Source organism: Arthrobacter subterraneus (genome assembly GCF_900099735.1).
Taxonomy (GTDB): Bacteria; Actinomycetota; Actinomycetes; order Actinomycetales; family Micrococcaceae; genus Arthrobacter_D; species Arthrobacter_D subterraneus.
Genome location: NZ_FNDT01000025.1, coordinates 20,753 through 36,257, shown reverse-complemented (window position 1 = coordinate 36,257; position 15,505 = coordinate 20,753). Strand labels below are relative to the sequence as shown.

The window sequence follows — 15,505 nt, the reverse complement described above, 5'->3', positions numbered from 1 at the left end:
TTTTGGGTTGACGTCCCTGGACAGATAGGCGACTGCCCGGCGCATGACTTCGGCTTCCTGTTCCAGAAGCTTGATGCGCTTTTTCGCTTCGCGCAGTTCGGCGGATTCTTCTTTCGCTGCCCTGGTTTTGGGGTCGTCTTCCTCGTCGGCTTTCTTCAGCCAGCGGTGCAGCGCGGCCGGTGAAACGCCGAAGTCCTTGGCGATGGTGGTCAGGGGTGCTTCGCCCTTGCGGGCAACCGCGATCACGTCACGGCGGAACTCTTCGGGAAAGGCCTTGGGCATGATGAACATCCTTCCACCCGCGAGGTTAATCCTCACAGGTCAGGAGTCAACCAAACCTTCAGCAGTCCCATGCCTTCGTTGCCGCCAAAGTTGAGGTCGACAAATGGGTAAACGCCAGCTGCATCTAGAACGATGTCCAAGCCACCGCTGACAGTGTGCGCGGCGGCGCTGGCCCTCAACGTGTTGGGCTAGCTAGCCCAGCCGGTACTGCATGCAGGTTTACTTACCGTGTCGCAGTACGTTGCAGTTGCCCGGGCTGCTATCGCAGGATTGATGCCTTCGGTGAGATGCCCGGTTCAGGGTGAGGGTTCTCTTCCAACGATTCTGCTGCTCTGTCACCCACCGTTCGCCGCAAGACCGTTCGCCGCAGCACGATGATCAGGGCGGCTGTTGCCAGCGCCCCACCCGCGATGACCCACATGATGGTTCCGGCGAGCTCCGGGGCAATGAACGGATGCTGCCCCCAGGGCCGTCCAACCGCTGTGTACCAGGGTTGTTCCAGCACTGTGGCCTGCGCGCTGATCGCTTGTCCATAGACGCCAAAGAGCAGTGCGGTTCCCACCACAGCGCCCAGCCTGACGGTCAGCTGCAGTTGCTGTCCGGGAGCCGGGACAGCGGTGAGTGCTGCCATGTACAGGCAACCGGAGGACAGTGCGAGGAGTGTCACGATGCCGTAGCCGAGCTGGCTCAGAGCCGCATAGCCGAGCAGCGGGCTGTAGTAGAAGACGACAAGAGTCCCCGCCAGTAGCAGCACCGGTAAATACGGTGTAGCGGCGGTCATTTTGAGTACCGGTCGGAGGATCGATCGGGTCATCTCCAGGCACCCTGTGCTTCCATCGGTTCGAGGCCTGATGGTCAGCTCCGCCAGCGTGAGCGGTGCTGCCATGACCAGGAACAGCGGAACCACCGCGGTGAGGAGCATCTGGGTCACCACGTGTGCGTTGAACAGATAGCCCTGGTAGACGTGGGTGCCGCCGTTCGTCACCAGGAACAGCAGGACCATGCCGGTCAGCCACAGCACTGTCCGGGAGGCGGGCCACCTCCTCCCAGCTTTCCGGGTCCTGCGCACCCCGGCAAGGTAGGTGAAAACGCCGACGGCGCACACCACGCTCCACAGTGGATCCAATTCCCATTGGGACAGGACATTCCCTAGCGTGGGGGCGGGCGGCGGGTCCTGCGAAGCGGCTAATCCGAGCGACGTGGGAGTCTCGGTGCGTGCCAGCGACGCGGCCAGACCCGAGGCAGTTCCCATAACGGCCAGCTCCACGACGACGAGCGACCAGAAGTACCGGGCGGCGCGCGGAGGAACGCTGTCCAGGCGTCGAATCACCCAGAGGCGGTGCAGTGCCCCGAAGATTCCCAGGATGGTGAACGCCGCGGACTTAAACAGCACGATCACGCCGTAGGGTGTTCCGATCTGCGTAAGGGAGCCGATCGCGACCCACGCGGCCAGGACACCGGAGACCGCCAGCACGATGAAGGAAAGCAGGGCCAGGGTCGAGTACCGGCGGACGACGGTGCCCAACCGGCCGGGTTCGAGGGATGGGCGCAACCAGAGCAGCCCAGCCAATCCGCCGAGCCAGACGACCGCAGCAGCGCTGTGCAGGTATAGCGACATTGTGCTGTCGGCGTGATCCGCTCCCCCGGCAGCGTGAGAGTTCAGCACCAGAGGAATCAGCCCGGAGAAAGCCAGAGCGGCAGTCAATGCAACAGCGGATTGCCTGCGCACCACAAAACACAACAGTGCGGTCGTGGCCGCGATCCCGGTTGCCATCAGTCCGGAACGACCCGGATCCTCATCGATCAGAAACGCGAACAGGGCCGGCACGAAACCATCAGAAACCAACGGCATGTTGGCGATCACCTGAAAATTCGCGACCGCGAAAACACCAGCAGCGAGGGCCCATACCAACGCCGAGTAGCCGGCGAAGCGTAGCGCCTGCCGGTGAGCGGGTTCATCCGGCGCTACGACGAAGAGGGCCAGCACGAGGGGGCCCGCCGTGCACGCGGCGGCCAGGTTGAAGACCAGCTTCGCCGCGAGCAGCAACCACAGCACCGTGGGGCCAACCCGGTCCAACACGCCGAGTTCGGCGCTACCACCATAGATGAACGCCCATATCAGGGCGAGCACCGCTGCAACCGCCAGAGCAGCCACGGCCGCGCCACGCAACACCATCGACATTCCAAGCCCTCCCCTGCGGCCGACACCCTGCCTTTGCTCCCAGTCTCAACCCGGCTGCTTGGAAAATCCCTGTGAAAGCATTCCCGGGCTGACTGACCACTGCTGCCCTTTCTGCACCCATAGCCATCTTTGTTCTCCGGATCAACTGCGCAGCGTTCCTACAATTGATCCGACGACGGGCCGCACGCGACTGATAAGGAGCTGGTGGCGTGGGCGCGCCTAGCTGGTCTGGAGGGTCTAAATAAACCTGGGTGGTAGGGCCCGAATTCGGGATGCCGACGCGAGCCATTCCTTCAGGACCCGGACACAACGAGCGTGCCACGCCGCTGAAAAAGGCAGGCCTTCATGCTTGTCTTGCTTCTCCCATCCGGGTCGCTGCAGATCATGAGGTCAGGTTGCGTCGATCGGGACAATGCGTGTTCCGACCACCGTTCCAGTGATCCAGTGCTTCCAATCAACGCGCAGGTAATACCGGCCGGGTGTCGGTGGATGCAGCAGCATTTCATATCGTTCCGCCGCACCGTAGGAGAGTCTGCTGGTGGTCAGCGGATACCCGGCATCCCGGCAGCTCAACGCAGGCGCACCCGGTACGGAGGTGTCACGGTACGGACGTCCGTCATGGGAGATTATTTCGCCAATCTTTACTTCCGTTCCTGCTGCGTCGGTGAAAGTCACCAGATTAGGCAGGTAGTTGGCATTCACTGTCCTCAGCAGCGTCGGCTTCTTCGGGCCGCCCTCCACGTTCGCGCGCAAGCTCGACAGGCTCCACACGAGCTCCCTACCCGCCGGGCGCCGCGCCAGTTCCCCGCCCAAAAGGTAGAAGTGGCGCGGTTCGAACCGGTTGAGGCCTGCATCCTCCCCCGACAGACCCTCAGCATGACCCATCTCATGCCAGCGCGGGTCGACGCAGTACGGGGCGAACAATGCCTCGGTATCAATGTCGTACTCCGGTCCGTCGACAAAAGCCCTCCTCGCTCCTGCGCTGACGGGGTAGTCCGGATGTACCACCGGGTCGATCACCAGCGGTCCGAACATTCCCATCTGTACGTGCAGAGGCGTGTTGACGTGGCAGTGGTAGAAGTACGTTCCCGCTGCCCCATAGTTCGGGTCGCCGGGGCGGCCGGGCTCAGGCTGGAACTGGTAGGTGTACTGCCCGTCCACCTCAAATGATGTGTGCCCCACGCCGTCGTTGCGTGGATCGGGTTCCATCCCGTGCCAGTGAAGGGTGTGTGGACCCATGCTGGGATGGACGGTGCCGTGGAAGATCTTGCCTTCCTGCAACCTGAGCGTAGGGCCAGGGAAACCCCGTTCGTACTGTTCGTCCTCGAAGCTCCACATCTCGAACTCCGCGCCATCATCGAGAACGAGGTCGCGGTTGTGCACGTCCAGTTGGACCGACAGTGCTGGAATCTGCCGGAATTCGGTGACCGGGTTGGAAACTTCCAACTGATCGGAGCTGAAGTCCACCTGGCTCTGAAACCTGTGGTGCAGCGCCTCCTCCGGCTCTTCGGCGGGGGATTCCGACGGGGCTACGGTAATTGAAGGACTCGCGGACGCCGTTGCGGTTACCGAATCCGTCGGAGTTGACGACGCGGTCGCGGAAAGGGACGGTGTTGCGGATGCCGTTGCCGTCGAGGATGGCTTGGCAGTCGCGCTCGGTGCGACCGCGGTGGGCCATGGACTTGGCGAGGGCTTGCCGGTGGTGGGTTTCGGCGTCGGGCTCGGCTTCCGTGTCGGCTTGGCGCGTTCTCGTTCCGTACGCCGTCGTTCACCCTCCGCCCGCTTACGCGCTTCCTCCTGCCGTTTCCGATCCGCGGCCGCACGCCGTCGATCTTTTCACGACGACGTCGTTCAGCGAGCTCCTGCGCTCTCTCAATTGCACGGACCGATCGCCGACTGGCTCGGCTTTCGTTACGTTTGCGGTTGAAAATACTCACGGTGCGACTCCTGGTCTTGGGACTCTTCAGCGTCCAGTGGGCAACGCTTCGGCGGCGATGCGCGAGTCCGGTGCGGTCGAGCGCATCGGCGTGCTAATCAGGATCGGAAGTACTTCTCGCGTGAATCCGTTGGGACGGTCGGCTGCCTCCCCAGACCTCAGGTCAGCCGCATCCTGCCGGGCCAGCGCGATCTCTTCAATCGCCATTACTCGCCTCTATACGCGCGTGGATGCTGCAGAAACTCAGTTTGATGTGGAGACCTTGGGGAAAGCCTGCGCAGCTGTCACGATTTCACGCATCCTGCTTAGACCTTCTTTGACCTCTTGGAGGCCGGATAGGACGGTTATCTCTTCCGGCGGTGGTCTCCTACTGCGTGGAACTTTTCACGGAAGGAAGTTGTCACAAGTAGTCCGTTAACTGCGCCCATTAAGAGACCCCATGGATACCCAAAGCCGGAACCTTTGTGGACTACTGCGGCCGAGGCCGTCCTGGCTTCGCGTGCAGGACACCGCTGCGGTGTGCGATCCCCCAACTCCGGTCCAGCTGCCGGTGGCACTACGAGGAGCAAACGAGCGCGGCGCATCAGTCCGGATGGGGCCAGTACGCGCTCGGCGACCGGGACGACGATGACGGCCACGCATCCGGCACCGTATAGATCGGAGGAGAGTCTCGTTCCGGCCCAGCCGGGCCATGCTGCACATGAGCAACGGCACCTAGTGCTTTCGCTGGTCTCGATGACAGCGGTGATTCTGGCATCGCTGAGCCTCAATGGTGTCATTGAAGGCTGGCTCTGGTTACCCCCCGTCATTCTTACGGTGGGCAGTGTGTCCACCGCCATGGCGGTCATACGAAGCCTGGGCTTCCCGGGTCCGCTGATCTTCGTGGCCGGCCTACTAGCCCTGGTCGGCGTGCTGAACTGGCAGTATTTTCCGGACCAGAGCATCCTCGGCGTCATTCCAGGGCCGGACACCCCGGAACGGGTCACCCTTTTGCTAAATAACGCCGAAGACACCGTGGTCTCGCAGCTGGCACCAGTCCTTCCTGATGTGGGGATTCTCCTCGTCGTCAGTGCCACAACGGGGCTGATCGCGGTACTGGTAGACACTTCGGCCATCACTCTCAGGATGCCGGCGGCCAGCGGAATCATTCTCCTGATGGTTCTTTTCCCTGCCGCGATTATCAAAACGGACAGCATAGGAATTCCTGCGTTCGTCGCCGCCGTGACCGGTTACTTGCTTCTCCTCGCCGTTGCACAATGGCGGGAGCGCCCGAGGAGGACCGCCGGTACCGGCAGATCCTCTGAGGGGCACCTCACCTGGGCAGTGTCGATAGGCGCCACGGCACTGACCATCACCATCATGCTGCCGTTGGTGACCCCGGGATTCGATTCAGGCTTGTTTCCGCAGGGTTCCCGCCTGAATCCGTGGGGTGCTGCGACCGGGTTGAATCCGAGCGTAACGCTGGGTAATGACCTGCGCAATCCGGCCGGCTTCGGACGGATCACCTATGCCACCAATGCGATGGAACCGTTGTATCTGCGTTCATCGACTTTGGAAGATTTTTCCGGCCAACGGTGGGAGCCGGACCAGCGGCTGGATTCCCGGCGCGCTGGAATTGAAGAGATCAGGGCAGGTGAGCCCATCTCCGATGGAAGCCCCATACTGACGACGATCACGACGCAGAGCTTTACAAGTCCATGGCTGCTGGCTCCGTATGCGCCGATCAGCGTCACGAACCTTGAGGGCAGGTGGACCTGGGACCCGCAGAACCTCACCATACTGGCAGCGGACGGCGGATCCACGGCGCAGCAAAGTTATCAAGTTCGCAGTTCAATCCCGACACTCACGCGCGAACTTCTTGCGGGCATAGGACCCGTTCCGGACGGGGAAGTTCCCCAGGCTTTCATCGCGCTGCCCGATGACATTCCAGCGCCAATTGAGACAACAGCGCGAGAGTTGACGGCTGAAACGGCCAACCCCTATGACAAGGCCATGGCGATCCAGAACTATCTAAGGAGCGAAGAGTTCACGTATTCCCTGGAAGCGCCGGTGGACGGTGGCTATGACGGAAACAGTATGGGAGTGATCGAACGTTTTCTGGAGGTGAAGGCCGGGTATTGTGTCCATTTCGCTGGCACTATGGCCGTGATGGCACGACTTCTCGGGATCCCAAGCCGGGTTGCGGTCGGTTACGCCCCAGGCACGCCCACCGGAAATACAGTTGAGGGTCCCCGTGGCGAGGAGCTCACGGAATTCGCCGTCGATTCACGGGATGCTCACGCCTGGCCCGAGCTCTATTTCCGGAACGTTGGCTGGGTGAAGTTCGAACCCACCCCGGGCCGCAGCGCTGTCCCGGACTATGCCCAAGCCCAACCGTTACCTCCCGAGGCAGTAGCCGACGATAGCCTCACACCCCGAGATTCGCCATTGGACGCCGCTGGGTCTCCTCCTTCCACACCGGCCACCAGCCCGGATCAATCCGATGCTCCAGAGGGTCGTGACGGTTCAGGGCGAAGCTGGGCTGTGACAACCGGGATGCTGCTCGCACTGATTTGCGTTACACCATTTCTCAGACGCAGGACGCGGTCCGCCCACCGCCGCCGGTTACTCACCTCGGGTACTACTATCCATAACCCCGCCCGGATAGCGTGGGCCGAGACGACCGAGATAGCAGCCGATTACGGCTATCGACGGATGTCATCGGATACACCCCGCTCATTCGCTGAACGTCTGAAGCTGGAGGCCGCGCTCGACGGCCAGGCAGCGGTTTCGCTGTCAAAGCTTCAGTACGCCTACGAGATTGAGGAATATGCTCCAACAACTGGCTTCACCCGCCAAGCCGCCGGAACGCTTCCCAACTGGGAGGACGTGCAGACGGTCATCAAGGCCCTGCGCCGTTCCACTAAACTTTCCAGCCGGTTCAGGGCTCAACTCCTGCCTCACTCTCTCCGGAACCCCTTTCAACCAAAAAGAAAGACGTGGCTTTAACCTGCCGGATGCTACCGGTCAGAGCAATGTCTGCAACGTCCGGAAATCGCTGCCTTGAGGCTTTGAAGGAGTGCCCACAAGATCGGCATCGAACCAATCATCTGTTGGAAATGCTATTATCGCTTTATGACGATAAAAGCGGCCTGTGCGACTGTGCGGCAGCTGGATCCTGCGGTGGCCCTGTTCCATTCGCTGAGCGATCCGACCCGGCTGGCGATCGTGAAGGCGATGGCAGGCGGTGAGACACGCGTCGGCGATCTGACGGGGTCACTGGGTCTGGCGCAATCCACTGTGTCCGCGCATATGGCATGCCTGCGTGATTGTGGCTTGGTCACGGGACGAGCTGAGGGGCGCAGTGTCTACTACTCATTGGCCAGGCCCGAACTGATGGACCTGTTGTCTCAGGCCGAAGTCCTATTAGCAGCAACGGGTAACGCCGTCAGTCTGTGCCCGGTGTATGGGAATACGGCCTCCACTCCGGGAACGGAGGAAGTACGATGAGCGACGCATGCTGCGGTCCGACCAAGAACGTATCCGACACAACAAATCCGGGCGGACAGGAACAGGAGCCTGAAGGGTTTTGGCAGGTCACCGAGATCCGCCTCGCCCTGATCTCCGGAGTCCTGCTCCTGAGCGGATGGTTAGCGGACACTGGTGGAGTCCAGGGCTGGCTCCCGATCCCCTTGGAAGCGGCTGCGCTGGCGCTGGCCGCGTGGACCTTCGTACCATCAACACTTCGCCGACTCCTCAAGGGCGGAATCGGTGTGGGCACCCTGATGACCATCGCGGCGGTAGGGGCCTTGCTGCTGGGGCAACTGGCCGAAGCTGCTGCGCTGGCGTTCCTGTATGCGATCGCTGAAGGACTGGAGGAATACTCGGTTGCCCGCGCCCGTCGCGGCCTTCGCGCACTGCTGGACCTGGCACCGAAGGAGGCCCGGGTACTGCGGCACGGCGTTGAAACCACGGTGGCTCCCGCGGACCTTGTGCCCGGGGACCTGATGATCGTCCGTCCCGGTGAGCGGATCGCCACCGACGGGACCATCAGGGCTGGACGCACGGCTTTGGATACCTCGGCATTGACCGGTGAATCGGTTCCCGTCGAGGCCGGACCCGGTGATGAGGTGTTCGCCGGCTCCATCAACGGCTCCGGACCGCTGGAAGTTCAGGCCACCTCGACGGCAGAGAATAATTCGCTGGCCCGGATCGTACACATCGTTGAACGGGAGCAGTCGCGCAAGGGTGCCAGCCAGCGTCTCGCGGACAGGATCGCCGGGAAACTCGTGCCCGGCATCCTGATCGCTGCGGGATTGATCATTGTTTTCGGGTTCCTGGTCGGCGACCCGCTGCTGTGGTTCGAGCGTGCCCTGGTGGTGTTGGTGGCCGCCTCACCGTGCGCGCTGGCCATCTCGGTTCCCGTCACGGTTGTCGCCTCCGTCGGTGCTGCCAGCAGGATCGGAGTCTTGATCAAGGGCGGCGCCGCGGTGGAAACATTGGGCAAGATCCGCATCATAGCCCTGGACAAGACCGGCACACTGACCCGGAACAATCCGGCAGTCGTCGAAGTCGCCGCCAGCATCCCAGCAAACGAGGAACGCGTCCTGGCCGTCGCTGCTGCCCTCGAAGCCCGCAGCGAGCACCCTCTGGCCCGGGCCATCCTCGCCTCCGCCGGTGTACCAGCGGAGGCAGTCGATGTTGTCTCCGTTCCCGGGGCAGGAGTGCAAGGCACCTTGAACGGGCTGCCGGTTCGGCTGGGCCGGCCGGGCTGGATCGATCCCGGCACCATGCACGCGGTGGTAGAGCGGATGCAACAGGCCGGGGCCACCGCAGTGCTCATCGAGGAAAACCACACGGTTATCGGCGCTGTCGCGGTCCGCGACGAGCTACGGCCCGAAGCCCCGGAGGTGGTTCGCCAGTTATCCGTGGCCGGCTACGAAACCGTGATGCTGACCGGCGACAACACCATCACCGCTCACGCCCTGGCAGCCGAAGCGGGCATCACTACGGTGCACGCCGATCTGCGCCCGGAAGACAAAGCACAGGCGGTCCGCGCACTGCAAGCACGCCAACCGGTGGCCATGGTCGGTGACGGCATCAACGACGCACCCGCCCTGGCAACGGCGGATACCGGTATCGCGATGGGTGCCATGGGTACGGATGTGGCCATCGAAACGGCGGATATCGCACTGATGGGCGAGGATCTCAATCACCTCCCCAAAGTGCTCAGCCACGCCCGGCGGACCCGCCGCATCATGCTGCAAAACATCGGGATGTCGCTGCTGCTCATCGCGGTACTGATCCCTCTGGCCCTGTTCGGAGTGCTCGGACTCGCTGCGGTGGTGCTGATACACGAACTGACCGAAGTCCTCGTCATCGGCAACGGACTGCGCGCCGGACGGATCACCCGGACGGCACCGGTCCTCACCATGTCCCCTGAACGCGACGCCGCAGGAATCACCCGATGAGCCGCGAATCTGGTTCATCCCGGCCCCTGAAGCTCGGCGTACCTGCTGCGTGGCTGGGTTTAGCTGCTCTATTCGCCGCCGCGGACCTTGCGCTGAAGGCACTGGTCGAGGCCCGCCTGGCCACTGGACAGTCCATCGATTTCGGGGTGCTGACTATCCGGGTCGGCTATAATACCGGCGTCGCGTTCAGTATCGGCGCCGGCCTGCCGCCTTGGATGGTGGTGGTTCTCACCGGCGCAATCACGACCGCGGTGACAGTGTTCCTCTGGCTACAGGCGTCCAAGCGCGGCCACTGGTTATCTCTGCTGGGTTTGAGCGCAGTGCTCGGCGGTGCCGCGGGCAACTTCATCGACCGTCTCGATGGGTCCGGAGTAGTCGATTATTTTCACACGGGCTGGTTTCCGACCTTCAATCTCGCCGACGTGCTGATCACCCTTGGCGTCATAGCCCTCACCCTCTCCACGGTAATGGCTGACTCGCGGTCTCCGGCGCCTCACCATGCCATCGAAAACCAGGATCCGAAGAACCCTCCATCCGCCCACAGGCCATCCGAGCCGACATAGCCCCCCGTTCTACACGCTGTAGAACTTTCGGGATAGGGTTGCACTCGGATCGGTAGGAGAACCAATTGTGCTACACGATAATCTGACTGGAAATCATTTTTTGGCTGACCGTTGGTCCGCCCTCACCGGGCCGGTACGAGCGTGGGTGCAGGTCTTCGGAGACGATACAGACCCCGTCGGCCAGTTCGATCACAGCCAACCCCTGGCCAGTGTTGCCGTTACGGGATCACCTGCTGATGGCTTCTAGCGCTAAGGCTAAGACACCGCCGGTCTCGCTCACTGCCGTAGAAATGCTCCGGTGGGCGTGGCGTCAGTTGACTAGTATGCGTACGGCGTTGCAGCTGTTGCTGTTGCTGGCGGTGGCGGCTGTTCCGGGGTCGCTGTTTCCGCAGCGTCCGGCGAATCCGGCGGTGGTTACTCAGTACCTTGTGGATAATCCTGAGGTTGGCCCGTGGCTGGACCGGTTCCAGTTCTTCGACGTGTATTCATCAGTGTGGTTCTCGGCGATCTACCTGCTGTTGTTTATCTCGTTGATTGGCTGCGTGATTCCCAGGGCAGCGGTGTACTGGAAACACATGAGGTCCCAGCCGCCGATCACCCCGCGCAGGCTTTCCCGGATGCCCCAGTACGGGACGCTGCTCCTACCCTCCAGTGACATCGACCCGGAGGTTGCGGTGCAGGACGCAGCGGTCCTTCTGCGCCGGCGAGGGTACCGGGTGCAGCTGCGCGACATCGAGACGGCGAGTCCATCTGTGGCCGCCGAACGGGGGTACCTGAAGGAAGCAGGGAACCTGCTGTTCCATGTCTCCCTGATCGGGGTGCTCATCGCTGTGGCCGTCGGGGGGCTGTTCGGGTACCGGGGACAAAAGCTCGTCATCGAGGACGAGGGGTTCACCAATACCGAAATCGCCTATGACTCCTTCTTCCCGGGCACGAACTTCGACACTGACTGGCTGGTGCCGTTTTCCCTCACCCTGGACGATTTCGACGTCACGTTCGACCGCAGGGAAACCAACTACGGCAACCCCATAGATTTCACCGGCTCCATGACCGTTCAGGAGCGCCCCGGAGTTGAACCCCGGAACGAGACGTTGCGGGTGAACGAACCGATCGGTTTCGGCGGCACCAACGTTTACCTGATCGGCAATGGTTATGCCCCGGTGGTCACGGTCCGCGACGGTAACGGCAACATCGCGTACCAGGGACCGGTGCCGGCCCTGCCGCAGGATGCCACCTATAACTCCACCATCGTGATCAAAGCCCCGGACGCGCAACCCGACCAGCTCGGTTTCGTCGGGTTCTTCCTACCCACAGCGGTGGTCGACGAAAACGGCGTGGCCTTCGGATCAGATCCCGACCCGTTCAACCCCCAGCTAAACCTGAACTCCTACTACGGGGATCTCGGGCTCAACGACGGCACACCGCGGAACGTGTACCAGCTGGACACCACCAACCTCACCCAGCTCAACGGGCGAAACACCTCCGACGGGGGCATCGTGCTGGGCGCCTACCAAACCTACGACCTCCCCCAGGGCAAAGGATCGATCACCTTTGACGGCCTCAAGCGCTACGTAGCACTGGATATCATCTTCGATCCGGGCAAAACCATGGCGCTCATCTCCACCTCACTGGCACTCATAGGTCTGGTGGCAACACTATGCATCCCCCGGCGCAGGGCCTGGGTGCGAGCCACCGAAAACGCCGACGGGCAGACCCTGGTCGAGTATGCCCTGCTCGCCAGGGGCAAGGACCACGGGCTGGACAAGGAAGCACTCAAAATCGGAGGCCTCCTCACAACACACTGGAGCGCTTCGTATGACAGGAACCAACACGAGAAGGCAGGTAGCAGACAATGACCCCGATCAATGAAGCACTCGGCGACTACAGCGAACTGTTCATGCTGCTCGCCGCGCTGACCTACACCGTCGCCTTCCTCGCCTTCACAGCAGACCTCATGCGGGCACGGAAACTCCCCACCGTGACAACAGCACCAGCCCACACCCTCGAACCGGCGTCCGCCGCCGCCGCCGGCACCGGCACCGGAGCACCGGGAATCAGGTGGTCCCATGGCGGCTCCCACCCCACCGAAACCGGCCCGAACACAACGGACCACACCGGCATCGGATACACCCCCCTCCGGCGGCCCGCCGCCCGGATCGCTGTCGCCGTAAGCATCGTCGGGCTCATCATCCACCTCGCCGGCGTCATCACCCGCGGCGTCGCCGCAGCCCGGGTCCCCTGGGGCAACATGTACGAATTCACCACCACCGGCGCAATGCTCGTCATGGCAGTGTTCCTCATCAGCCTCATCTTCCAGGACCTGCGCTTCCTGGGCACCCTGATCACCGGGCTGACACTCATCATGCTGATGGCCGGAGCCATCGCCTACCCCACACCCGTCACCCAACTCATCCCCGCACTGCAAAGCTACTGGCTGATCATCCACGTCTCCATCGCCGTCCTCGCATCAGCCATCTTCACCCTCACGTTCAGCCTCTCCGTACTACAACTGATCAAAACCCGGTACCAGAAAAGGGCGAAGGACCCCGAATCCGCAGGGTTTCTTCGGCTCGTACCCGCTCCTGCAGCCCTTGAGCAGCTCGCCTACCGACTCAACGGCATTGGGTTCATCTTCTGGACCTTCACGCTCATGGCCGGCGCGATCTGGGCTGAAGCCGCCTGGGGACGCTACTGGGGATGGGACACCAAAGAAGTGTGGACATTCGTCATCTGGGTCATCTACGCCGGATACCTCCACGCCAGAGCAACCCGCGGCTGGGAAGGAACCCGCGCAGCATGGCTCTCCATCACCGGCTACCTCTGCGTCATCTTCAACTTCACCATCGTCAACGTCTACTTCTCCGGACTCCACTCCTACTCCGGCCTGTGATGCACACCGGAACCTGCAGGACCCAGGAAGGTTCAGGAAAGGAAAACACCGTGCCCCCTCTGCCGCATCGGACGTCGATAAAATTCCCTGGAGCGCCTTTGAAGCTACTCGCGGCCAGCCTGACCCTGTCCCTGGGCCTTACCGGATGCGCCTCCACCGACACCCTGGCTGAGCAGGCGAACGCCGGAGATAACGAGAACTACATCGCCGGTGACGGGTCAGTCACCGAATACACCCCGGAGTCCAGGGGCGAACCGGTCGCGCTGACCGGCACCTTCTACGACGGCACGGTGGTGGATTCTGAAGACTTCAAGGGCCAGGTGACTGTGCTCAACGTCTGGTATGCCGCGTGCGCGCCGTGTCGGGTGGAGGCACCGGATCTACAGGCGTTGTATGAGAAGCATCAACCATCCGGGGTCCAGTTCATCGGGGTGAACATCCGCGATGAGCAGCCGACCGCGGATGCGTTCGAACGCACCTTCGGAACCACCTATCCAAGTATCGATGACACCGACGGGGCGGTGCTGCTGGCAATGAGCGACTATGTGCCGGCACAGGCGGTGCCGACCACCCTGGTGCTGGACCGGCAGGGCAGGGTGGCTGGGCGCATCATCGGCCTGGCCGAGAAAAGCACCCTGGACGCACTGATCACCGACGCGGTAGCCGAACAGTGATCCTGCATACGGCGGTGGTTTACGGTGCGCCAGCGGCGGTGGGCAACCCGTTCGCCGAGACCGTCCTGACCGGCTCCCTCGTCCTGGCGGTGCCGGTTGCGGTACTGGCCGGGCTGGTGTCCTTCGCGTCCCCGTGCGTTCTCCCGCTGGTCCCTGGCTATCTGGGTTATGTGACCGGGCTGACCGGTGTGGACCTGGAAAAGCAGCGCCGCGGGCGGATGTTCGCCGGGATCGGGCTGTTCGTGCTGGGCTTCTCCGTGGTGTTCATGGCCGTCGGTGCGATTTTCGGGCAGCTCGGGGCGTGGCTGCAAAGCTCCGAGCAGGCCTGGATCACCCAGGCCCTGGGGGTGATCGTGGTCCTGATGGGCGTGATCTTCCTGGGTGGGTTGTCCTGGTTCCAGCGGGACGCGAAACTCCACACCAAAGCTCCGCCCGGGCTCTGGGGAGCCCCACTGCTGGGAGTCACCTTCGGCTTGGGGTGGGCCCCGTGTATCGGGCCCACCCTCTCAGCTGTCCAGCTGCTGGCCTTCAGCGACGGTTCCGGTGCCGCCAAGGGGGCTCTGCTGACCTTCTTCTACTGCCTCGGGCTGGGGGTGCCCTTCCTACTGATTGCCCTCGGCGCCCGCCGCGGCATGGGCGCCCTGTCCTTCTTCCGGGACCACCGGGCGGCCCTGCAACGCACCGGCGGTGCCATACTCGTCGGATTGGGACTGCTCATGGTCTCCGGGGTCTGGGGCTCCTGGGTCACCCAACTACAGGACTGGTTCGCCAACGACATAAGGATGCCAATCTGATGCAAGGATTCACCCTCGTGCTGGCCCTGGCGGCCCTTCCTGCAGCCGGGAACTTCCTCGGCGGGATCGCAGCGGAACTGTTCAAGGTCTCCGAACGGGTCCTCAGCCTGGCACTACACCTCGCGGCCGGGACCGTCCTGGCCGTCGTCGGGCTCGAGCTGATGCCCGAAGCCCTCACCGGCAACCCGCCCTGGATCCCGATCCTCGCCTTCGTCGCCGGTGGAGTGTTCTTCATCGGCATCGAACGGGCTATCGGGTTCATCCGTGTCCGCCTTGGCACCGGAAAGGAAACCGCCGGGCCGCTGGCCATCTTCTCCGGTGTCTCCCTGGACCTGTTCAGCGACGGAGTCATGATCGGCACCGCGACCGTCCTGAACCCCTCATTGGGTTTCCTGCTCGCCCTGGGCCAGGTCCCAGCGGACCTTCCGGAGGGCTTCGCCGCCGGAGCCTCACTCAGACGCGCCGGCGTCCCCCGCCGCACCCGCATCCTGATGGCGCTCAGCTTCACCCTGCCGATCCTGCTCGGCGCGACAATCGGCTACTTCGCCCTGCAGAACGCCCCGGAGATCATCACCCTGTCGGTACTTGCCCTCACCGGCGGCGCCCTGACCAGCGTCGTGGTCGAAGAAATGATCGAAGAAGCCCACGAAGGTGACACCAGCCTGCTCGACCCGGTCTTCCTCACCGCCGGATTCGCGCTCTTCGCCCTGATCACCGTCTACCTGGGCTAACCC

Annotated in this window: 13 protein-coding genes; 9 read left to right on the top strand and 4 right to left on the bottom strand. The window is 62.8% G+C overall.

The window, feature by feature from the left end:
- The 4 genes from BLS52_RS16515 to BLS52_RS16500 all read right to left on the bottom strand — a co-directional run.
- Positions 1 to 282: transposase (locus BLS52_RS16515; protein WP_139186302.1), on the bottom strand; the 282-nt coding region annotated here is incomplete at its 3' end.
- 259 nt (positions 283 to 541) lie between these two features.
- Positions 542 to 2,464: a bifunctional copper resistance protein CopD/cytochrome c oxidase assembly protein gene (locus tag BLS52_RS16510; RefSeq protein WP_090588178.1), complete on the bottom strand. Its 1,923-nt coding sequence runs from the start codon at positions 2,462 to 2,464 to the stop codon at positions 542 to 544.
- 390 nt (positions 2,465 to 2,854) lie between these two features.
- Positions 2,855 to 3,931 carry a multicopper oxidase domain-containing protein gene (locus BLS52_RS16505; protein WP_245702914.1) on the bottom strand — a complete coding sequence of 359 codons (1,077 nt, stop codon included), beginning with the start codon at positions 3,929 to 3,931 and terminating at the stop codon, positions 2,855 to 2,857.
- Between the two features lie 496 nt (positions 3,932 to 4,427).
- Positions 4,428 to 4,607, bottom strand: coding sequence for a hypothetical protein (locus tag BLS52_RS16500; protein WP_090588176.1), 180 nt, complete (start codon positions 4,605 to 4,607; stop codon positions 4,428 to 4,430).
- A 528-nt stretch (positions 4,608 to 5,135) separates the two neighbouring features.
- Here BLS52_RS16500 and BLS52_RS16495 point away from each other — a divergent pair.
- The 9 genes from BLS52_RS16495 (at position 5,136) to BLS52_RS16455 (ending at position 15,502) form a co-directional block, all read left to right on the top strand.
- Positions 5,136 to 7,388: a transglutaminase TgpA family protein gene (locus tag BLS52_RS16495; RefSeq protein WP_217636785.1), complete on the top strand. Its 2,253-nt coding sequence runs from the start codon at positions 5,136 to 5,138 to the stop codon at positions 7,386 to 7,388.
- A gap of 126 nt (positions 7,389 to 7,514) precedes the next feature.
- Positions 7,515 to 7,889, top strand: coding sequence for an ArsR/SmtB family transcription factor (locus BLS52_RS16490; RefSeq protein WP_090588172.1), 375 nt, complete (start codon positions 7,515 to 7,517; stop codon positions 7,887 to 7,889).
- Positions 7,886 to 9,850 carry a heavy metal translocating P-type ATPase gene (locus BLS52_RS16485; protein ID WP_090588171.1) on the top strand — a complete coding sequence of 655 codons (1,965 nt, stop codon included), beginning with the start codon at positions 7,886 to 7,888 and terminating at the stop codon, positions 9,848 to 9,850. The genes BLS52_RS16490 and BLS52_RS16485 overlap by 4 nt, the downstream gene beginning before the upstream one ends.
- Positions 9,847 to 10,413, top strand: a complete 567-nt coding sequence (gene lspA / locus BLS52_RS16480; RefSeq protein ID WP_090588169.1) for a signal peptidase II — start codon at positions 9,847 to 9,849, stop codon at positions 10,411 to 10,413. Before BLS52_RS16485 ends, lspA begins: the two co-directional genes overlap by 4 nt.
- A gap of 236 nt (positions 10,414 to 10,649) precedes the next feature.
- Positions 10,650 to 12,269, top strand: a complete 1,620-nt coding sequence (gene resB, locus BLS52_RS16475) for a cytochrome c biogenesis protein ResB (protein WP_090588167.1) — start codon at positions 10,650 to 10,652, stop codon at positions 12,267 to 12,269.
- Positions 12,266 to 13,303, top strand: coding sequence for a c-type cytochrome biogenesis protein CcsB (gene ccsB / locus BLS52_RS16470; RefSeq protein WP_090588166.1), 1,038 nt, complete (start codon positions 12,266 to 12,268; stop codon positions 13,301 to 13,303). The genes resB and ccsB overlap by 4 nt, the downstream gene beginning before the upstream one ends.
- A 98-nt stretch (positions 13,304 to 13,401) precedes the next feature.
- The gene (locus BLS52_RS16465) at positions 13,402 to 13,977 is read left to right on the top strand and encodes a TlpA family protein disulfide reductase (protein ID WP_245702913.1); all 576 of its coding nucleotides are present in this window, start codon (positions 13,402 to 13,404) and stop codon (positions 13,975 to 13,977) included.
- Positions 13,978 to 14,015: 38 nt separating this feature from the next.
- Positions 14,016 to 14,771: a cytochrome c biogenesis CcdA family protein gene (locus BLS52_RS16460; RefSeq protein ID WP_090588180.1), complete on the top strand. Its 756-nt coding sequence runs from the start codon at positions 14,016 to 14,018 to the stop codon at positions 14,769 to 14,771.
- Positions 14,771 to 15,502 carry a ZIP family metal transporter gene (locus BLS52_RS16455; protein ID WP_090588162.1) on the top strand — a complete coding sequence of 244 codons (732 nt, stop codon included), beginning with the start codon at positions 14,771 to 14,773 and terminating at the stop codon, positions 15,500 to 15,502. The genes BLS52_RS16460 and BLS52_RS16455 overlap by 1 nt, the downstream gene beginning before the upstream one ends.
- Positions 15,503 to 15,505 lie beyond the last annotated feature (3 nt).